The following is a 20,029-nucleotide window of genomic DNA, read 5'->3' on the forward strand; positions in this document are numbered from 1 at the left end:
TAAGGTTGGCACCTCCAGGTTGCCACGGCACACGAAACAGCGTTGGTCCCCATATACCGGTAAACTGAAACTGCAGCGAAGCAGTTAGCAGAGCCATGTATATCAGGTCTGTTTCGTGTGCTGAATTGTTGACGCATTTATTTATTGGTATCGCATGAACCCCATCGTAATTAATCGGCTTCAACGGAAGCTGGGCTACACTTTTAATCATCAGGAACTGTTGCAGCAGGCATTAACCCATCGTAGTGCCAGCAGCAAACATAACGAGCGTTTAGAATTTTTAGGCGACTCTATTCTGAGCTACGTTATCGCCAATGCGCTTTATCACCGTTTCCCTCGTGTGGATGAAGGCGATATGAGCCGGATGCGCGCCACGCTGGTCCGTGGCAATACGCTGGCGGAACTGGCGCGCGAATTTGAGTTAGGCGAGTGCTTACGTTTAGGGCCAGGTGAACTTAAAAGCGGTGGATTTCGTCGTGAGTCAATTCTCGCCGACACCGTCGAAGCATTAATTGGTGGCGTATTCCTCGACAGTGATATTCAAACCGTCGAGAAATTAATCCTCAACTGGTATCAAACTCGTTTGGACGAAATTAGCCCAGGCGATAAACAAAAAGATCCGAAAACGCGCTTGCAAGAATATTTGCAGGGTCGCCATCTGCCGCTGCCGACTTATCTGGTCGTCCAGGTACGTGGCGAAGCGCACGATCAGGAATTTACTATCCACTGCCAGGTCAGCGGCCTGAGTGAACCGGTGGTTGGCACAGGTTCAAGCCGTCGTAAGGCTGAGCAGGCTGCCGCCGAACAGGCGTTGAAAAAACTGGAGCTGGAATGAGCATCAATAAAAGTTACTGCGGATTTATTGCTATCGTCGGACGTCCGAACGTTGGCAAATCCACATTATTGAACAAACTGCTGGGGCAGAAGATCTCCATCACCTCCCGCAAGGCGCAAACAACTCGTCACCGCATTGTGGGGATCCATACTGAAGGCGCGTATCAGGCGATCTACGTTGATACCCCTGGCCTGCATATGGAAGAAAAACGCGCCATTAACCGCCTGATGAACAAAGCGGCGAGCAGCTCTATCGGCGACGTTGAGCTGGTGATTTTTGTCGTAGAAGGCACCCGCTGGACGCCGGACGATGAAATGGTGCTCAACAAACTGCGCGATGGCAAAGCGCCGGTAATCCTCGCGGTGAACAAAGTGGATAACGTGCAGGAAAAAGCCGATCTGCTGCCACACTTACAGTTCCTGGCAAGCCAGATGAACTTCCTCGATATCGTGCCGATCTCTGCCGAAACCGGGTTGAATGTTGATACTATTGCGGCAATCGTGCGTAAGCATCTGCCTGAAGCGACTCATCACTTCCCGGAAGATTACATCACCGATCGCTCACAGCGTTTTATGGCGTCTGAAATCATCCGCGAAAAACTGATGCGTTTCCTCGGCGCTGAACTGCCGTACTCCGTGACCGTGGAGATCGAACGTTTCGTCTCTAACGAACGCGGCGGTTATGACATCAACGGTTTGATTCTCGTTGAGCGTGAAGGGCAGAAGAAGATGGTTATTGGCAACAAAGGGGCCAAGATCAAAACCATCGGGATTGAAGCGCGTAAAGACATGCAGGAAATGTTCGAAGCGCCTGTTCACCTTGAGCTGTGGGTAAAAGTGAAATCCGGTTGGGCCGACGACGAACGCGCACTGCGCAGTCTCGGTTACGTTGACGATCTTTAAGAGTAACTCCGATGGAAGGCTGGCAGCGCGCATTTGTCCTGCATAGTCGCCCGTGGAGCGAAACCAGCCTGATGCTGGACGTCTTCACGGAGGAATCGGGTCGCGTGCGTCTGGTTGCCAAAGGCGCACGCTCTAAACGCTCTACTCTGAAAGGTGCATTACAGCCTTTCACCCCTCTCTTGCTACGTTTCGGCGGGCGTGGCGAAGTCAAAACGCTGCGCAGTGCTGAAGCCGTCTCGCTGGCGCTGCCATTAAGCGGTATCACGCTTTACAGCGGTCTGTACATCAACGAACTTCTCTCCCGCGTACTGGAATACGAGACGCGCTTCTCTGAACTCTTTTTCGATTACTTGCACTGCATTCAGTCTCTTGCCGGGGTCACTGGTACGCCAGAACCCGCGCTGCGCCGCTTTGAACTGGCACTGCTCGGGCATCTGGGCTATGGCGTCAATTTTACCCATTGTGCGGGTAGCGGCGAGCCGGTAGATGACACCATGACGTATCGTTATCGCGAAGAAAAAGGGTTTATCGCAAGCGTCGTTATCGACAATAAAACATTCACCGGAAGGCAGTTAAAAGCGTTAAACGCGCGGGAATTTCCTGACGCAGACACACTGCGCGCCGCGAAACGCTTTACCCGCATGGCGCTTAAGCCGTATCTTGGCGGTAAACCATTAAAGAGCAGGGAACTGTTCCGGCAGTTTATGCCTAAGCGAACGGTGAAAACACATTATGAATGATGAGGATTGTCATGGCTGAATTACTGTTAGGCGTCAACATTGACCATATTGCAACGCTGCGTAACGCACGCGGTACTGCTTACCCGGATCCGGTGCAGGCGGCGTTTATTGCTGAGCAGGCGGGAGCGGACGGCATTACCGTGCATTTACGTGAAGATCGCCGCCACATTACTGACCGTGATGTGCGCATCCTGCGTCAGACGCTGGATACCCGCATGAATCTGGAGATGGCGGTGACCGAAGAGATGCTGGCGATCGCCGTTGAAACAAAGCCGCATTTTTGCTGCCTGGTACCTGAAAAGCGTCAGGAAGTAACAACCGAAGGCGGCCTGGACGTCGCAGGGCAGCGTGAAAAAATGCGCGATGCCTGCAAACGTCTGGCAGATGCCGGGATCCAGGTTTCTCTCTTTATCGACGCCGATGAAGAGCAGATCAAAGCTGCGGCAGAGGTTGGCGCACCGTTTATCGAGATCCACACAGGTTGCTATGCTGATGCTAAAACTGACGCCGAACAGGCGCAAGAGCTGGCGCGTATCGCCAAAGCCGCGACCTTTGCCGCTAGTCTCGGTCTGAAAGTTAACGCTGGTCACGGTCTGACCTATCACAACGTGAAAGCTATTGCCGCCATCCCTGAGATGCATGAACTGAATATCGGTCATGCCATTATTGGTCGTGCAGTGATGACCGGACTGAAAGATGCGGTGGCAGAAATGAAGCGTCTGATGCTGGAAGCGCGTGGCTAATGGCAATATTAGGTTTAGGTACGGATATTGTGGAGATCGCTCGCATAGAAGCGGTGATCGCCCGATCCGGTGAGCGCCTGGCACGCCGCGTATTAAGCGATAACGAATGGGCAATCTGGAAAACGCACCACCAGCCGGTGCGTTTTCTGGCGAAGCGTTTTGCTGTGAAAGAAGCGGCGGCAAAAGCGTTTGGCACCGGGATCCGCAATGGTCTGGCGTTTAATCAATTTGAAGTATTCAATGATGAGCTCGGCAAACCACGGCTACGGCTATGGGGTGAGGCATTAAAACTGGCGGAAAAGCTCGGCGTTGTAAATATGCATGTAACGCTGGCAGATGAACGCCACTATGCTTGTGCCACGGTAATTATTGAAAGTTAAAAAAATACCGTTCTCTTTATAAAGTAAAACCCCCGAACTGGTAAGGAACGGGGGTTTTCACTTTACAACTTTAATTTTGTGCAGCACACGATTCCAACAGAAATGATTATGGATCAATTTCGTTCTCCTGTACAAGCAACTTGCAATCTCTGACATAAAAAACGCGAGCCTTTACGAAGAAATCGACATTGATGAAAAGATTAACGTGACCGCTTTTTGATAAGTACATTAAAATCGGTTTCGTTATTGGCAATTTTGCTGTGCTTTACACCATGCCACTGAATTCCCCCATTGAAACGAGTGGTGTCGTCAAAGCTCTGATGTGGAGTGCAGCACTCGATTCCAATAACTCGCACGTTCAGTTTTGGGGTGATGTAAGGGCTAATCTGAACGGCTGCATTCCTTGTTTAAGGAAAAACGAATGACTGATTGCCGATACCTGATTAAACGGGTTATCAAAATCATCATTGCTGTTTTACAGCTGATCCTTCTGTTCTTATAACACAAGGAAACGTACTTAAGGTGCGTCCGGTGAACCAGTCGGACGCGCCTTTAATAACTATAAATAAGTGTCTGGGCAGATACTATATAAATTAACTTAGTGAATGATTATGCCAATGTCATCAATCAAATAAATATAATAGCGTTAAGGTTTCTCTATAAAATAATTAACACTCTACATCCAGAGTAGAATATTAAATTTTATCCGCGTGATGCATCAGCACAAATTTATCCCACAACTGTTCTTCCGTCTCGACATGTTGCGGATCCTTCACAATAGTATTGGGGATCGGGCACACCTTCTGGCAGGTTGGTGTCTCGTAGTGCCCTACGCATTCGGTACACTTATCGCTGTTAATCTCATAGATATGATCGCCCATTGAAATCGCCTCATTCGGGCATTCGGGTTCACACATATCACAATTGATGCATTTTTTAGTGATTAACAGCGCCATAAGGAAACTCTCAAAACAACACAAACCGGGCGGGCATTATACGCGCATTCTTTACTCAGACCAGTTTTTTCACCAGCGCTTCACTGTGACGAATACGTTCTGGAGCCAGTTCCAGATCCTGCTGAATCAGCGCAATGAACAGCAAATCCGTTAACATTCCCTGCGCGTGGCAAGCAGAGATTGAAGCACTGTTTGTCGCTTGTTCTTCGGCAATGGTATACAGGCAATGAGAAGCGCGCTGTTGCAGGGCATTGGGAGTAAAGCCGGTAATCGCCAGCACTTTTCCGCCCACTCGCAGCATCTCATCTGCCGCCAGGTTTAACTCGCGTCGTACACCGGTGTAGGAAATGGCTAATAACAGATCGTCAGGGGACGACGCCTGTACTGTTGCGAGTAGCGCATGCATATCGCGCACTGCGGCAGCATTGAAGCCAATCTTCATCAGCTTCCAGGCAAAGTTTTGCGCCACCAGACCCGAAGCGCCAATACCGGTCAGAATTATCCGCCGCGCAGAGCGCAACATTGCCACGCACTCATGCAACTTCTCTTCACTATTAACGTTTAGCGTTGCGTACATGGCGGCAGTATTTTCTTTAATCAGTTTTTCGCCGACCAGCCGTAACGGATCATCACCGCGGATTTGGTTATGAATGGGCACGGAGGGAGATTCCGGCTGGCTTGCCAGCGCTTCACTCAACGCCAACTTAAGTGCCGGAAAACCTTTATAGCCGAGTTTTTGCGCGAACTTCACGACGCTGGACTGACTGACTCCGGCTTCGTTGGCCAGTTGCTGAGAGCTTAAATGGCGCGCCGTATCAGGTTGTAGCAGCAGATAATCCGCCAGTTTTTTATCACTCTGGGCAAGCCCCTGGTAACGCTGACGGATACGAAGTAAGCCGTTCATATCTTTCCTCGCGATGAAATAGTGGCGACAACAGGCAATATGAGACAAACGCGAGTGAATTTTATATTCCATTGCCGCTAATTACCATGAATTAAAAATTCCAGTTAGCCATGATGCGGTCGATTGTTGCCGGAAAAGTGATGATCTATCTGTTAGGCTATGTAGTAGCGAAAATTAATCAGGATGTTTCAGTCCAGAGGAGTATGGTTTGGCAACTCACGAGCGTCGTGTGGTGTTTTTTGACTTAGATGGAACATTGCATCAGCAGGATATGTTCGGCAGTTTTTTGCGTTATTTACTGCGTCGCCAACCGCTGAATGCGTTACTTGTCCTGCCGTTGTTGCCGATCATAGCCATTGCGTTATTGATAAAAGGTCGTGCGGCACGCTGGCCGATGAGTCTGCTTCTGTGGGGATGCACTTTTGGTCACAATGAAGCGCGTTTGCAGGCGTTACAGGCCGATTTCGTACGCTGGTTTCGTGGCAATGTTACAGCCTTTCCGCTGGTTCAGGAGCGATTAACCACCTACCTGTTAAGTTCCGATGCTGATATCTGGTTGATTACCGGCTCTCCGCAGCCGCTGGTTGAAGCGGTTTATTTCGATACGCCCTGGCTGCCGCGGATTAATCTTATCGCCAGTCAGATTCAGCGTGGCTATGGTGGTTGGGTATTGACGATGCGTTGTCTGGGACATGAAAAGGTCGCGCAACTGGAGCGTAAAATCGGCACGCCACTGCGGTTGTACAGTGGCTATAGCGACAGTAATCAGGACAACCCGCTGCTTTATTTCTGTCAGCATCGTTGGCGAGTAACCCCGCGCGGTGAACTCCAGCAACTGGAATAGAGTAAAGCATAGCGTCCGTGTATAATGCGCCGCGCTTTTATAACCGGAGTTTTCTTTTTGTCTGAAGTCGAATTTAGCCACGAATACTGGATGCGTCACGCGCTGACGCTGGCAAAGCGTGCCTGGGATGAGCGGGAAGTGCCGGTCGGCGCGGTATTAGTGCATAACAATCGTGTTATTGGCGAAGGCTGGAACCGTCCGATTGGTCGACATGATCCCACCGCACATGCAGAAATCATGGCTCTGCGGCAGGGCGGTCTGGTGATGCAAAATTATCGTCTGATCGACGCCACGTTGTATGTCACGCTTGAACCCTGTGTAATGTGTGCCGGAGCGATGATCCACAGTCGCATTGGTCGCGTGGTCTTTGGTGCGCGTGACGCGAAAACTGGCGCTGCGGGATCTTTAATGGATGTGCTGCATCATCCGGGTATGAATCACCGAGTGGAAATTACCGAAGGAATACTGGCGGATGAGTGCGCGGCGTTGCTCAGTGACTTCTTTCGCATGCGCCGCCAGGAAATTAAAGCGCAGAAAAAAGCGCAATCCTCGACGGATTAATTTTGTTTCTCTTCACTCCCTTTCCTGGAAAACAGCAGAGAGGGAGAGTGGGTCAAATAGTTTGATGACGACTGGGAAAGAAACGAGAGAAAAGGAAATTTCTCTTTGCCCAGCTCCGTAGGCGATACCGCCGGATAATCCTGCGCCAGTTGCATCGCCGCTTCTGTAGCCTGCTTCTCTTTCTCCTGCAGATAACCCACCAGGCTAATCTGATACTTACGAATATTTTCGACATAAGCGTAGGCTTCATGCCCACGAGCGTAGCCGTAAGTCAGCTTGCTGTAATAGGGTTTCTGGCTAAGTAAAGGCAGACGCTGTTTTACGTCAGCCCAACTGTCAGGATTACCTTTGGTTTTTGCCGTCAGGGCGCGGGCATCCAGCATATGCGCATAGCCCATATTGTACGCGGCGAGGGCAAACCAAATCCGTTCGTTCTCCGGCACACTTTCCGGCACTTTACTCATCATATCCTGCAAATAACGCACGCCGCCGCTGATGCTCTGGTCGGCATCGGTACGATCCGTAATGCCGAGGCTTTGCGCGGTGTTTTTGGTTAACATCATCATGCCGCGCACACCCGTCGGTGAAGTGGCCTGCGCATCCCAGTGCGATTCCTGATAAGCAATAGCGGCCAGCAAACGCCAGTCAATTTCTTCGGCGTATTTCTCAAACAGGGGCTTTAACTGCGGCAGTACCGCATCGACGGCGCGTAAAAATGTGCGCGTATCGACGTAATCAAAATCATCGCCATGCCCCAGGTATTTCTCTTCAATGCGTGCCAGAGTACCGTCTTCATTCATTTCGTTGAAGAAATCGAGCAGAGCGGCGGAAAGGGTATTATCGCCATCTAACGGGCTAAACCAGGTCACCGGTTGTTCATCGGTGATATCGAGCGCTACGGCGAGTTCCGGATGAACGCGCTGAAACAGGCTAATGGCAACAGAATCAGCAATGGTGTAATCGAGTTTTCCTTCGATGACATCTTCCATTAATTCCGCAGAGCCTTTTTTGTCGTCAACCTTCCAGCTTAATTCCGGGAATTTTGTTTCTTTCAGGGTCTGGAGATCGTTAACCACCACATGACCCGGTGCAACGGTGAGTTGCTCCGCCGTCAAGTTGCCCAGTGTACGTGGGCGATACTGACCCACTTTATAAACCAGTTGTTGTGACACGGAATAATAGGTAGGGCCAGGCTGATAATTTTTTACACGCTCACTGTTATAGACCAGGCCTGCCGCCAGCAGGTCGGCGTTACCATTATCGAGGTCGTCAAACAGCTGGCTGATATTCTGCCGCACGGTCACTTTCAGTTTTACGCCGAGGTAATCGGCAAACTGTTTCGCCAGTTCGTAATCCAGGCCAAAAGGTTTCCCGTTGATTTCGTTATACGTCAGGGGAGTATGAATGGTGCTCACACGCAACTCTCCCCGCGCTTGAATGGCGGCGATACGGTTGTCGGCTTTACCAAACCAGGGAATGGATGGCCAGAGAGCGACCGCGAGCAGCAGTGCCAGAATGCCGATGAACAGATAATTAATCTTTAATTTTTTCAATTAGTTAATTCTCTGTGTCGTGCGCGTCCCAGCTTGAAAAAACGTAATAATAGTGAAAGGTTTACTCATAAATGAGCGGCATTTTGCGTAAACCTGCGCCAGTTGGCAACTTATTACAGCCATTGGCGGCACGCGTTGCTAATTCGCGATGGTGATTTTATTTCCACGCAAACGGTTTCGTCAGCGCATCAGATTCTTTATAATGACGCCCGTTTCCCCCCCTTGGGTACACCGAAAGCTTAGAAGACGAGAGACTTATGATGGAAATTCTGCGTGGTTCGCCTGCATTGTCGGCATTCCGAATCAACAAACTGCTGGCACGTTTTCAGGCTGCCAGGCTCCCGGTTCACACTATTTACGCCGAGTATGTCCATTTTGCTGACCTCAATGCGCCGTTAAACGATGATGAGCACGCACAACTTGAACGCCTGCTGAAATATGGCCCGGCACTCGCCAGCCATGCCCCGCAAGGCAAACTCCTGCTGGTGACCCCGCGTCCTGGCACCATCTCTCCCTGGTCTTCGAAAGCGACCGATATTGCCCATAACTGCGGGCTGCAACAGGTAAACCGTCTTGAGCGCGGCGTGGCTTACTATATAGAAGCCGGTACGCTGACCAATGAACAATGGCAGCAGGTTACCGCTGAACTGCACGACCGCATGATGGAAACGGTCTTTTTTGCTTTAGATGATGCAGAGCAGCTGTTTGCACACCATCAACCGACTCCGGTCACCAGCGTTGATTTGCTGGGGCAGGGCCGTCAGGCGCTAATCGACGCTAACCTGCGTCTTGGCCTGGCACTGGCGGAAGATGAAATTGACTATTTGCAGGATGCTTTCACAAAGCTTGGTCGTAACCCGAACGACATCGAACTGTATATGTTTGCCCAGGCGAACTCCGAGCACTGCCGCCACAAAATTTTTAACGCCGACTGGGTTATCGATGGTGAACAGCAGCCGAAATCGCTGTTTAAGATGATCAAAAACACCTTCGAAACCACGCCGGATCACGTTCTCTCTGCTTATAAAGATAACGCCGCCGTAATGGAAGGTTCTGAAGTGGGCCGCTACTTTGCTGACCACGAAACGGGCCGCTACGATTTCCATCAGGAACCTGCGCATATCCTGATGAAAGTTGAAACTCACAACCACCCGACGGCGATTTCTCCGTGGCCGGGCGCGGCGACCGGTTCCGGCGGTGAAATCCGCGATGAAGGTGCCACCGGGCGCGGCGCGAAGCCGAAAGCTGGTCTGGTCGGTTTCTCCGTGTCCAACCTGCGAATTCCTGGCTTCGAACAACCGTGGGAAGAAGATTTCGGTAAGCCTGAGCGCATTGTCACCGCGTTGGACATCATGACCGAAGGCCCGCTGGGCGGCGCGGCGTTTAACAACGAATTTGGTCGTCCGGCACTGAACGGCTACTTCCGTACTTATGAAGAAAAAGTGAACAGCCACAACGGCGAAGAGCTGCGCGGTTATCACAAACCGATCATGCTGGCGGGCGGGATCGGCAATATTCGCGCCGATCACGTACAAAAAGGCGAGATCAACGTTGGTGCGAAGCTGGTCGTTCTCGGCGGCCCGGCAATGAACATCGGTCTTGGCGGCGGCGCGGCGTCTTCCATGGCGTCTGGTCAGTCTGATGCCGACCTCGACTTCGCTTCCGTACAGCGCGACAACCCGGAGATGGAGCGTCGCTGCCAGGAAGTGATCGACCGTTGCTGGCAGCTTGGTGATGCCAACCCAATCCTGTTTATCCACGACGTTGGCGCAGGCGGTCTTTCTAACGCCATGCCGGAACTGGTGAGCGACGGCGGGCGCGGCGGTAAATTCGAACTGCGCGATATCCTGAGCGACGAACCGGGCATGAGCCCGCTGGAAATCTGGTGTAACGAATCCCAGGAACGCTACGTGCTGGCGGTTGCTGCCGATCAGTTACCGCTGTTTGACGAACTGTGTAAGCGTGAGCGCGCGCCATACGCGGTGATTGGTGCAGCGACCGAAGAACTGCATCTTTCTTTGCACGATCGTCATTTTGATAATCAGCCGATCGATCTGCCGCTGGACGTACTGCTTGGTAAAACGCCGAAGATGACCCGCGAAGTACAAACGCTGAAAGCGAAGGGTGATGCGCTGGTTCGTGAAGGGATTACCATTGCTGACGCGGTGAAACGCGTGCTGCACCTGCCGACCGTGGCGGAGAAAACTTTCCTGGTGACCATTGGTGACCGCAGCGTAACCGGCATGGTAGCGCGCGATCAGATGGTGGGTCCGTGGCAGGTGCCGGTCGCTAACTGCGCGGTCACTACCGCCAGCCTCGACAGCTACTACGGCGAAGCGATGGCGATTGGCGAGCGTGCGCCGGTTGCGCTGCTGGATTTCGCCGCCTCTGCCCGTCTGGCGGTCGGTGAAGCGTTAACCAATATTGCCGCAACACAGATTGGCGATATCAAACGCATTAAACTTTCCGCCAACTGGATGGCGGCGGCAGGCCACCCTGGTGAAGATGCGGGCCTGTATGAAGCCGTTAAAGCTGTGGGCGAAGAACTTTGTCCGGCGCTGGGCCTGACGATCCCGGTGGGTAAAGACTCTATGTCGATGAAAACCCGCTGGCAGGAAGGTAACGAAGAGCGCGAAATGACGTCGCCGCTGTCGCTGGTGATTTCTGCATTTGCCCGTGTGGAAGATGTGCGTCACACCATCACGCCGCAGCTTTCTACCGAAGATAACGCATTACTGCTGATTGATCTGGGCAAAGGCAATAACGCGCTGGGCGCAACGGCGCTGGCGCAGGTTTATCGTCAGCTTGGCGACAAACCGGCAGATGTACGCGACGTCGCGCAACTGAAAGGTTTCTATGACGCGGTTCAGGCGCTGGTAGCACAGTGTAAGCTGCTCGCGTACCACGACCGCTCTGATGGCGGCCTGCTGGTAACGCTGGCGGAAATGGCCTTTGCTGGTCATTGCGGCATTGACGCGGATATCGCCACTCTGGGTGACGATCGCCTGGCGGCGTTGTTTAACGAAGAACTGGGTGCGGTGATTCAGGTTCGTGCCGCTGACCGTGAAGCAGTTGAAGCGGTACTGGCACAGCATGGGCTTGCGGATTGCGTCCATTATGTAGGGCAGGCGGTTTCCGGTGACCGTTTTGTGATTACCTCCAACGGGCAGACTGTATTCAGCGAAAGCCGCACTACGTTGCGTGTCTGGTGGGCAGAAACTACCTGGCAGATGCAGCGCCTGCGTGACAACCCGGAGTGTGCCGATCAGGAGCATCAGGCGAAATCAAACGACGCCGATCCGGGCCTGAATGTAAAACTGTCGTTCGATATCAACGAAGATGTGGCAGCACCGTATATTGCCACTGGCGCACGTCCGAAAGTTGCTGTGCTGCGTGAGCAGGGCGTGAACTCGCATGTTGAAATGGCGGCAGCTTTCCACCGTGCGGGCTTTGATGCTATCGACGTGCATATGAGCGACCTGCTGGCTGGACGCACGGGCCTGGAAGATTTCCACGCCCTGGTCGCGTGCGGTGGTTTCTCCTACGGTGATGTGCTGGGTGCCGGTGAAGGTTGGGCGAAGTCTATCCTGTTCAATGACCGTGTACGCGATGAGTTTGCAACCTTCTTCCACCGTCCGCAAACGCTGGCGCTGGGGGTATGTAACGGTTGCCAGATGATGTCTAATCTGCGTGAACTGATCCCAGGTAGTGAGTTGTGGCCACGTTTTGTGCGCAATACCTCCGATCGCTTTGAAGCGCGTTTCAGCCTGGTTGAAGTAACCCAAAGCCCGTCTCTGCTGTTGCAGGGGATGGTGGGCTCGCAAATGCCGATTGCTGTCTCTCATGGTGAAGGGCGCGTGGAAGTGCGTGATGCGGCGCATCTGGCGGTACTGGAAAGCAAAGGGCTGGTGGCACTGCGCTATGTCGATAACTTCGGCAAAGTCACTGAAACCTACCCAGCTAACCCGAACGGTTCTCCGAATGGTATTACGGCAGTCACGACTGAAAGTGGTCGAGTCACCATTATGATGCCGCACCCGGAACGTGTTTTCCGTACTGTCAGCAACTCCTGGCATCCGGAAAACTGGGGCGAGGATGGCCCATGGATGCGCATTTTCCGCAATGCGCGTAAGCAGTTGGGGTAAGCCGTCAACCCATTGGTTTTGCAGCCGGATGAGGCATTCACGCCGCATCCGGCATTAAGCACCAACCGCTATTATAAGCTCCCAACTTCGGGAGCTTTTTTGTGTCTGTAAATCACGACAATGGGTGGTTTACCGTGTCGCTTTCTGGCGACACTTAACTGATTGATTTTAATATCATCTAATAAGTTTATCTTAAGTTGTCTCTTTTTAGCGACACAGTGGCTGATTTACAGCCAAATAGCGAAGAAGCCATAACCCCTTCAAAACAGCGTACAATCAGTACGTTACCAAACTATTTTCTTTATTGGCACAGTTACTGCATAATAGTAACCAGTGGCTCATTCACCGACTTATGTCAGCCCCTTCGGGACGTGCTACATAAAATTCGAATGACGCACAACAAGGTGCCTGCCGTCCAACTTCTGATATCAGCGTAGCTATATCAACCATCGGGCGAAACGTCGAGTTAGGCACCGCCTTATTCCATAACAAAGCCGGGTAATTCCCGGCTTTGTTGTATCTGAACTTTCCCTCGGTTAGCATCAGGCTATTCGCGTCTGACGAGAGTAACACCTTGAAACGCTGGCCCGTTTTTCCCCGCTCATTACGACAACTGGTAATGCTGGCATTTTTGCTGATTCTGCTGCCCCTGTTGGTGCTGGCATGGCAAGCCTGGCAAAGCCTGAATGCGCTTAGCGATCAGGCGGCGCTGGTTAACCGCACTACGCTTATTGATGCCCGGCGCAGTGAAGCGATGACCAACGCGGCGCTGGAGATGGAGCGTAGTTACCGTCAGTATTGCGTGCTGGACGACCCTACGCTTGCGAAGGTTTATCAAAGCCAGCGCAAGCGTTACAGCGAAATGCTCGATGCCCACGCAGGCGTGCTGCCGGACGATAAACTCTACCAGGCATTACGTCAGGATTTGAACAATCTGGCTCAACTTCAGTGTAACAACAGTGGTCCCGATGCCGCCGCCGCCGCGCGTCTTAAAGCCTTTGCCAGTGCCAATACCGAAATGGTGCAGGCCACGCGCACAGTGGTGTTCTCTCGTGGGCAGCAACTTCAGCGTGAAATCGCCGAACGTGGGCAATATTTTGGTTGGCAATCGCTGGTGCTATTTCTGGTGAGTCTGGTGATGGTGCTACTTTTCACGAGGATGATTATCGGTCCGGTGAAAAATATCGAGCGCATGATCAACCGGCTGGGGGAAGGGCGTTCTCTGGGCAATAGTGTCTCGTTCAGTGGACCGAGCGAGTTACGCTCGGTTGGGCAACGTATTCTTTGGTTAAGTGAGCGCCTGTCATGGCTGGAATCCCAACGTCATCAATTCTTAAGACATTTATCTCATGAATTAAAAACGCCGCTGGCGAGTATGCGCGAGGGCACTGAATTACTGGCTGACCAGGTTGTCGGGCCGCTTACGCCAGAGCAAAAAGAGGTGGTGAGCATTCTCGATAGCAGCAGCCGCAATTTGCAAAAACTGATCGAACAACTGCTTGATTACAACCGTAAACAGGCGGACAGTGCGGTGGAACTGGAGAATGTTGAATTAGCACCGCTGCTGGAGACAGTAGTTTCTGCTCATAGCCTGCCCGCACGGGCTAAAATGATGCATACCGACGTCGATCTCCAAGCAACAGCTTGCCTGGCGGAGCCAATGCTGCTGATGAGCGTACTGGATAATCTTTACTCCAATGCTGTGCACTACGGGACTGAATCCGGTAACATTTGCCTTCGCAGCAGTTTACATGGCGCGCGGGTTTATATTGATGTCATCAATACAGGCACACCCATTCCGCAAGAGGAACGCGCCATGATCTTTGAACCCTTTTTTCAGGGAAGCCACCAGCGAAAAGGGGCGGTGAAGGGCAGCGGTCTGGGATTAAGCATTGCCAGGGATTGTATTCGCCGTATGCAGGGGGAACTGTATCTGGTCGACGAGAGCGGGCAAGACGTTTGCTTCCGCATTGAATTGCCTTCGTCGAAAAACACGAAATAATGTTAAGAGCCTATCCCATTAGGCTATTTTATTTGCCAGTTCGGCCCCGGGCGGAGCTCGAAATCCTCACGTACGACATGTACGCTCCGGTTTCTCCGCGCTGTCTGTGCCCAAACTGCCTGCAACAATTACGCCCACTGGGATAGGCATTAAGTCTGGTGAATATGCGACACATTTTTCAACGATTATTGCCCCGACGGCTGTGGCTGGCAGGGCTGCCATGTCTGGCATTGCTGGGTTGCGTGCAGAGTCACAATAAACCAGCCATTGATACGCCAGCAGAAGAAAAAATTCCGGTTTATCAACTGGCTGACTATCTTTCTACTGAATGTAGCGACATCTGGGCGCTGCAAGGTAAATCAACCGAAACCAATCCGCTTTACTGGCTGCGGGCGATGGATTGTGCTGATCGTTTAATGCCTGCGCAGTCGCGTCAGCAAGCTCGCCAATATGACGACGGCAGCTGGCAAAAGACCTTTAAACAAGGGATTTTGCTCGCCGACGCCAAAATTACGCCGTATGAGCGCCGCCAGCTGGTCGCGCGCATTGATGCGCTAAGTACCGAGATCCCGGCACAGGTTCGCCCTCTGTATCAACTCTGGCGCGACGGTCAGGCGCTGCAACTGCAACTGGCGGAAGAGCGCCAACGCTACGGCAAACTCCAGCAATCCAGCGACAGCGAGCTGGATACATTGCGCCAGCAACATCACGTTCTACAGCAGCAACTGGAACTCACCACCCGCAAGCTGGAAAACCTGACTGATATTGAACGCCAGCTCTCGACCCGCAAACCGGCTGGAAATTTCTCGCCGGATACGCCGCACGAGAGTGAAAAGCCCGCGCCATCCACCCATGAGGTCACTCCTGATGAGCCATAAACCTGCGCATTTATTATTGGTCGATGACGATCCGGGATTGCTGAAACTGCTTGGCCTGCGCCTGACCAGCGAAGGCTACAGCGTGGTCACGGCGGAAAGTGGTGCTGAAGGATTACGGGTACTGAATCGCGAAAAAGTAGATTTAGTTATCAGCGACCTGCGGATGGATGAAATGGATGGTATGCAGCTGTTTGCTGAAATCCAGAAAGTGCAGCCGGGAATGCCGGTAATTATTCTTACCGCACATGGTTCTATTCCCGATGCCGTTGCTGCAACACAGCAGGGAGTGTTCAGTTTCCTCACCAAGCCTGTCGATAAAGACGCGCTATATCAGGCAATTGATGATGCGCTGGAACAATCCGCGCCAGCCACCGACGAACGCTGGCGCGAGGCGATTGTCACCCGCAGCCCGCTGATGCTGCGTTTGCTGGAACAGGCGCGGCTGGTGGCGCAATCAGACGTTAGCGTTTTGATTAACGGTCAGAGCGGCACCGGGAAAGAGATTTTCGCCCAGGCTATCCACAACGCCAGCCCGCGCAACAGCAAGCCATTTATTGCTATTAACTGTGGCGCATTGCCCGAGCAATTGCTGGAGTCGGAGCTGTTTGGTCATGCGCGTGGCGCGTTTACTGGCGCTGTCAGCAATCGCGAAGGTTTATTCCAGGCGGCGGAAGGCGGTACGCTATTTCTCGATGAGATTGGCGATATGCCTGCACCGTTGCAGGTCAAACTGCTGCGTGTGTTGCAGGAGCGTAAAGTGCGCCCGCTGGGCAGTAACCGCGATATTGATATCGACGTGCGGATTATTTCCGCCACTCACCGCGACCTGCCAAAAGCGATGGCGCGCGGGGAATTCCGTGAAGATCTCTATTACCGCCTCAACGTTGTCAGCCTGAAAATTCCGGCTCTGGCAGAGCGCACAGAAGACATTCCGCTACTGGCAAATCACCTGTTGCGCCAGGCGGCAGAGCGACATAAACCGTTTGTCCGCGCGTTCTCCACCGATGCGATGAAACGCCTGATGACCGCTAGCTGGCCGGGTAATGTACGCCAGTTGGTCAACGTGATTGAACAGTGCGTGGCGCTGACCTCATCTCCGGTGATTAGCGATGCATTAGTAGAGCAGGCGCTGGAGGGCGAAAACACGGCGCTGCCAACCTTTGTTGAGGCACGTAATCAGTTTGAACTCAACTATTTGCGTAAGCTGCTGCAAATTACCAAAGGCAACGTCACCCACGCGGCGAGAATGGCGGGGCGCAACCGGACAGAATTTTATAAACTGCTTTCCCGACACGAGCTGGATGCAAACGATTTCAAGGAATGAATTGGCGTTATGTGTTACGTTTAGCAGATCAAAAGACAGGCGACCTTTTCAAGGAATAGCATGAAAAAGATTGATGCGATTATTAAACCCTTCAAGCTGGACGATGTTCGCGAAGCACTGGCTGAAGTCGGCATTACCGGCATGACGGTCACTGAGGTGAAAGGTTTTGGCCGCCAGAAAGGCCATACCGAGCTGTACCGCGGCGCGGAGTATATGGTGGATTTTCTGCCGAAAGTGAAAATTGAGATTGTCGTACCGGACGACATTGTCGATACTTGTGTTGATACCATTATTCGCACGGCGCAAACCGGCAAAATCGGTGACGGTAAAATCTTCGTCTTCGACGTGGCACGGGTCATTCGCATCCGTACCGGTGAAGAGGACGACGCGGCAATTTAAACCGCGTCAAGGGTTGCCGGATGTTTCCATCCGGCAACATCAAATCACAGCACCTTATGCGGACCAAAGCATTCGTAATGAATGTTTTCCTGCTTCACGCCCAGATCCACTAACTGTTTCGCGGCAAACTGCATGAAGCCAACCGGGCCGCAGAGATAGAACTGCATTGTCGGATCGCTGAACGCACCTTCCAGTTTGCTCAAATCCATCAGACCTTCGCTATCAAACTGACCTTTAGCGCGATCGGCTTCGCTCGGCTGACGATACCAGGTGTGCGCGGTAAAGCGCGGCAGTGCTTGCCCCAGTTCCTTAACTTCATCGGCAAAGGCGTGAACATCGCCATTTTCTGCCGCATGGAACCAGTTCACTTGTGCTGTGTGGCCAGCTTTTGCCAGCGTGTCGAGCATTGCCAGCATTGGCGTTTGACCGACACCGGCAGAGATTAACGTCACTGGTGTGTCATCTGCGACAGCCATAAAGAAATCACCTGCTGGAGCGACCAGTTTCACGACATCGCCAACATTGGCGTGATTGTGCAGCCAGTTGGATACCTGCCCACCCTCTTCGCGTTTCACCGCAATACGATAGCCTTTGCCATCCGGTTTGCGAGTCAAAGAGTACTGACGAATTTCCTGATGCGGGAAACCTTCCGGCTTCAGCCAGACGCCGAGATATTGCCCCGGACGGTATTCTGCCACTGCGCCACCGTCGACCGGCTCCAGTTCGAAGCTGGTGATAAGCGCGCTGCGCGGTGTTTTAGCCACAATGCGGAAATCGCGAGTACCTTCCCAGCCACCGGCTTTGCTGGCGTTTTCGTTATAGATTTCCGCCTCGCGATTGATAAATACATTAGCCAGTACGCCATAGGCTTTACCCCACGCGTCCAGCACTTCCTGGCCCGGGCTGAACATTTCGTCCAGCGTCGCCAACAGGTGTTCACCGACAATGTTGTACTGTTCCGGTTTGATCTGGAAGCTGGTGTGCTTCTGCGCGATTTTTTCTACCGCTGGCAGCAGCGCAGGCAGGTTTTCAATATTACTGGCGTAGGCGGCAATAGCGTTAAACAGGGCTTCACGTTGATCGCCATTGCGCTGGTTACTCATGTTAAAAATTTCTTTGAGTTCTGGGTTATGAGTAAACATACGGTCGTAGAAATGGGCGGTTAACTTTGGCCCCGTTTCCACCAGTAAAGGGATGGTGGCTTTTACTGTAGCGATGGTTTGAGCGTCAAGCATATGGTCTTCCTTTTTTTGCATCTCAATTGATGTATCTCAAATGCATCTTATAAAAAATAGCCCTGCAATGTAAATGGTTCTTTGGTGTTTTTCAGAAAGAATGTGATGAAGTGAAAAATTTGCATCACAAACCTGAAAAGAAATCCGTTTCCGGTTGCAAGCTCTTTATTCTCCAAAGCCTTGCGCAGCCTGAAGGTAATCGTTTGCGTAAATTCCTTTGTCAAGACCTGTTATCGCACAATGATTCGGTTATACTGTTCGCCGTTGTCCAACAGGACCGCCTATAAAGGCCAAAAATTTTATTGTTAGCTGAGTCAGGAGATGCGGATGTTAAAGCGTGAAATGAACATTGCCGATTATGATGCCGAACTGTGGCAGGCTATGGAGCAGGAAAAAGTACGTCAGGAAGAGCACATCGAACTGATCGCCTCCGAAAACTACACCAGCCCGCGCGTAATGCAGGCGCAGGGTTCTCAGCTGACCAACAAATATGCTGAAGGTTATCCGGGCAAACGCTACTACGGCGGTTGCGAGTATGTTGATATCGTTGAACAACTGGCGATCGATCGTGCGAAAGAACTGTTCGGTGCTGACTACGCTAACGTCCAGCCGCACTCCGGCTCCCAGGCTAACTTTGCGGTGTACACCGCGCTGCTGGAACCAGGTGATACCGTTCTGGGTATGAACCTGGCGCATGGCGGTCACCTGACTCACGGTTCTCCGGTTAACTTCTCCGGTAAACTGTACAACATCGTTCCTTACGGTATCGATGCTAGCGGTCATATCGACTACGCCGATCTGGAAAAACAAGCCAAAGAACACAAACCGAAAATGATTATCGGTGGCTTCTCTGCATATTCCGGCGTGGTGGACTGGGCGAAAATGCGTGAAATCGCTGACAGCATCGGTGCTTACCTTTTCGTTGATATGGCGCACGTTGCGGGCCTGGTTGCTGCTGGCGTCTACCCGAACCCGGTTCCTCATGCTCACGTTGTTACTACCACCACTCACAAAACCCTGGCGGGTCCGCGCGGTGGCCTGATCCTGGCGAAAGGTGGTAGCGAAGAGCTGTACAAAAAACTGAACTCTGCCGTTTTCCCTGGTGGTCAGGGCGGTCCGTTGATGCACGTAATCGCCGGTAAAGCGGTTGCTCTGAAAGAAGCGATGGAGCCTGAGTTCAAAACTTACCAGCAGCAGGTCGCTAAAAACGCTAAAGCGATGGTAGAAGTGTTCCTGGAACGCGGCTACAAAGTGGTTTCCGGCGGCACTGATAACCACCTGTTCCTGGTTGATCTGGTTGATAAAAACCTGACCGGTAAAGAAGCAGACGCCGCTCTGGGCCGTGCTAACATCACCGTCAACAAAAACAGCGTACCGAACGATCCGAAGAGCCCGTTTGTGACCTCCGGTATTCGCGTGGGTACTCCGGCGATTACGCGTCGCGGCTTCAAAGAAGCAGAAGCGAAAGAACTGGCTGGCTGGATGTGTGACGTGCTGGACAGCATCAATGATGAAGCCGTTATCGAGCGCATCAAAGGTAAAGTTCTCGACATCTGTGCACGTTACCCGGTTTACGCATAAGCGAAACGGTTAATCTGTTGAAAAAAGGCTTCCTTCGGGAAGCCTTT

Annotated in this window: 18 protein-coding genes; 14 read left to right on the forward strand and 4 right to left on the reverse strand. The window is 52.2% G+C overall.

Annotation, left to right across the window (positions count from 1 at the left end; genetic code table 11):
- The first annotated feature begins 154 nt into the window (after positions 1–154).
- The 6 genes from rnc to shoB all read left to right on the forward strand — a co-directional run bounded on the left by rnc (position 155) and on the right by shoB (position 4,102).
- Positions 155–835 (forward strand): ribonuclease III, encoded by a 681-nt coding sequence (gene rnc, locus ACJHX3_RS08850; RefSeq protein ID WP_001068343.1) that lies wholly within the window; start codon positions 155–157, stop codon positions 833–835.
- Complete coding sequence (era, locus tag ACJHX3_RS08855; RefSeq protein ID WP_000026348.1) at positions 832–1,737, forward strand: GTPase Era; 906 nt, start codon at positions 832–834, stop codon at positions 1,735–1,737. Before rnc ends, era begins: the two co-directional genes overlap by 4 nt.
- 11 nt (positions 1,738–1,748) lie before the next feature.
- Positions 1,749–2,477, forward strand: a complete 729-nt coding sequence (gene recO, locus ACJHX3_RS08860) for a DNA repair protein RecO (protein ID WP_000399404.1) — start codon at positions 1,749–1,751, stop codon at positions 2,475–2,477.
- A gap of 11 nt (positions 2,478–2,488) precedes the next feature.
- Positions 2,489–3,220, forward strand: coding sequence for a pyridoxine 5'-phosphate synthase (gene pdxJ, locus ACJHX3_RS08865; protein ID WP_001295365.1), 732 nt, complete (start codon positions 2,489–2,491; stop codon positions 3,218–3,220).
- Complete coding sequence (gene acpS, locus ACJHX3_RS08870) at positions 3,220–3,600, forward strand: holo-ACP synthase (RefSeq protein WP_000986029.1); 381 nt, start codon at positions 3,220–3,222, stop codon at positions 3,598–3,600. The genes pdxJ and acpS overlap by 1 nt, the downstream gene beginning before the upstream one ends.
- Before the next feature lie 421 nt (positions 3,601–4,021).
- The gene (gene shoB / locus ACJHX3_RS08875) at positions 4,022–4,102 is read left to right on the forward strand and encodes a type I toxin-antitoxin system toxin ShoB (protein ID WP_000128776.1); all 81 of its coding nucleotides are present in this window, start codon (positions 4,022–4,024) and stop codon (positions 4,100–4,102) included.
- Positions 4,103–4,295: 193 nt separating this feature from the next.
- On the opposite strand, the gene yfhL is transcribed toward shoB, so the two are convergent.
- The gene (gene yfhL / locus ACJHX3_RS08880) at positions 4,296–4,556 is read right to left on the reverse strand and encodes a 4Fe-4S dicluster ferredoxin YfhL (RefSeq protein WP_001196285.1); all 261 of its coding nucleotides are present in this window, start codon (positions 4,554–4,556) and stop codon (positions 4,296–4,298) included.
- Between the two features lie 55 nt (positions 4,557–4,611).
- Complete coding sequence (locus ACJHX3_RS08885; protein WP_001296301.1) at positions 4,612–5,460, reverse strand: MurR/RpiR family transcriptional regulator; 849 nt, start codon at positions 5,458–5,460, stop codon at positions 4,612–4,614.
- Between the two features lie 208 nt (positions 5,461–5,668).
- Between ACJHX3_RS08885 and yfhb the strand changes: the two genes are divergently transcribed.
- Entirely contained in the window at positions 5,669–6,304 is a 636-nt protein-coding gene (gene yfhb, locus ACJHX3_RS08890) for a phosphatidylglycerophosphatase C (protein ID WP_024042110.1), read from the forward strand.
- Positions 6,305–6,361: 57 nt separating this feature from the next.
- A complete protein-coding gene (gene tadA, locus ACJHX3_RS08895) occupies positions 6,362–6,865 on the forward strand; it encodes a tRNA adenosine(34) deaminase TadA (RefSeq protein ID WP_001297409.1) in 504 nt (167 codons plus the stop codon).
- On the opposite strand, the gene mltF is transcribed toward tadA, so the two are convergent.
- Positions 6,862–8,418 carry a membrane-bound lytic murein transglycosylase MltF gene (gene mltF / locus ACJHX3_RS08900; RefSeq protein ID WP_024042111.1) on the reverse strand — a complete coding sequence of 519 codons (1,557 nt, stop codon included), beginning with the start codon at positions 8,416–8,418 and terminating at the stop codon, positions 6,862–6,864. The two genes, tadA and mltF, sit on opposite strands and share 4 nt — an antisense overlap.
- Positions 8,419–8,675: 257 nt before the next feature.
- Here mltF and purL point away from each other — a divergent pair, with 257 nt between their 5' ends.
- The 5 genes from purL (at position 8,676) to glnB (ending at position 17,166) form a co-directional block, all read left to right on the forward strand.
- A complete protein-coding gene (gene purL / locus ACJHX3_RS08905; protein ID WP_410236135.1) occupies positions 8,676–12,563 on the forward strand; it encodes a phosphoribosylformylglycinamidine synthase in 3,888 nt (1,295 codons plus the stop codon).
- A gap of 574 nt (positions 12,564–13,137) precedes the next feature.
- Complete coding sequence (gene qseE / locus ACJHX3_RS08910) at positions 13,138–14,565, forward strand: two component system sensor histidine kinase QseE/GlrK (RefSeq protein ID WP_094308058.1); 1,428 nt, start codon at positions 13,138–13,140, stop codon at positions 14,563–14,565.
- A 164-nt stretch (positions 14,566–14,729) separates the two neighbouring features.
- Positions 14,730–15,443, forward strand: coding sequence for a two-component system QseEF-associated lipoprotein QseG (gene qseG / locus ACJHX3_RS08915; protein WP_001215884.1), 714 nt, complete (start codon positions 14,730–14,732; stop codon positions 15,441–15,443).
- A complete protein-coding gene (gene glrR / locus ACJHX3_RS08920) occupies positions 15,433–16,767 on the forward strand; it encodes a two-component system response regulator GlrR (protein ID WP_001298983.1) in 1,335 nt (444 codons plus the stop codon). The genes qseG and glrR overlap by 11 nt, the downstream gene beginning before the upstream one ends.
- A gap of 60 nt (positions 16,768–16,827) precedes the next feature.
- Positions 16,828–17,166, forward strand: a complete 339-nt coding sequence (gene glnB / locus ACJHX3_RS08925; RefSeq protein WP_000717694.1) for a nitrogen regulatory protein P-II — start codon at positions 16,828–16,830, stop codon at positions 17,164–17,166.
- 44 nt (positions 17,167–17,210) lie between these two features.
- Here the strand turns inward: glnB and hmpA are convergent, their stop codons facing one another.
- On the reverse strand, positions 17,211–18,401 hold the full coding sequence (gene hmpA / locus ACJHX3_RS08930; protein ID WP_000883115.1) for an NO-inducible flavohemoprotein: 1,191 nt from the start codon (positions 18,399–18,401) through the stop codon (positions 17,211–17,213).
- A gap of 327 nt (positions 18,402–18,728) precedes the next feature.
- On the opposite strand from hmpA, the gene glyA reads away from it, so the two are divergent.
- A complete protein-coding gene (gene glyA, locus ACJHX3_RS08935) occupies positions 18,729–19,982 on the forward strand; it encodes a serine hydroxymethyltransferase (RefSeq protein WP_000919149.1) in 1,254 nt (417 codons plus the stop codon).
- The last annotated feature ends 47 nt before the right edge of the window (positions 19,983–20,029 follow it).

Origin of the sequence: Escherichia sp. WS1265 (assembly GCF_046487585.1) — a bacterium.
GTDB classification, from domain to species: domain Bacteria; phylum Pseudomonadota; class Gammaproteobacteria; order Enterobacterales; family Enterobacteriaceae; genus Escherichia; species Escherichia coli.

Bases quoted from the DNA above. Each gene is read 5' to 3' on its own strand.
- ACJHX3_RS08885 (WP_001296301.1), bottom strand. From the start codon at position 5,460: ATGAACGGCTTACTTCGTATCCGTCAGCGTTACCAGGGGCTTGCCCAG.
- rnc (WP_001068343.1), top strand. From the start codon at position 155: ATGAACCCCATCGTAATTAATCGGCTTCAACGGAAGCTGGGCTACACT.
- hmpA (WP_000883115.1), bottom strand. From the start codon at position 18,401: ATGCTTGACGCTCAAACCATCGCTACAGTAAAAGCCACCATCCCTTTA.
- purL (WP_410236135.1), top strand. From the start codon at position 8,676: ATGATGGAAATTCTGCGTGGTTCGCCTGCATTGTCGGCATTCCGAATC.
- shoB (WP_000128776.1), top strand. From the start codon at position 4,022: ATGACTGATTGCCGATACCTGATTAAACGGGTTATCAAAATCATCATT.
- acpS (WP_000986029.1), top strand. From the start codon at position 3,220: ATGGCAATATTAGGTTTAGGTACGGATATTGTGGAGATCGCTCGCATA.
- yfhL (WP_001196285.1), bottom strand. From the start codon at position 4,556: ATGGCGCTGTTAATCACTAAAAAATGCATCAATTGTGATATGTGTGAA.
- glrR (WP_001298983.1), top strand. From the start codon at position 15,433: ATGAGCCATAAACCTGCGCATTTATTATTGGTCGATGACGATCCGGGA.
- recO (WP_000399404.1), top strand. From the start codon at position 1,749: ATGGAAGGCTGGCAGCGCGCATTTGTCCTGCATAGTCGCCCGTGGAGC.
- pdxJ (WP_001295365.1), top strand. From the start codon at position 2,489: ATGGCTGAATTACTGTTAGGCGTCAACATTGACCATATTGCAACGCTG.
- glyA (WP_000919149.1), top strand. From the start codon at position 18,729: ATGTTAAAGCGTGAAATGAACATTGCCGATTATGATGCCGAACTGTGG.
- glnB (WP_000717694.1), top strand. From the start codon at position 16,828: ATGAAAAAGATTGATGCGATTATTAAACCCTTCAAGCTGGACGATGTT.
- qseG (WP_001215884.1), top strand. From the start codon at position 14,730: ATGCGACACATTTTTCAACGATTATTGCCCCGACGGCTGTGGCTGGCA.
- era (WP_000026348.1), top strand. From the start codon at position 832: ATGAGCATCAATAAAAGTTACTGCGGATTTATTGCTATCGTCGGACGT.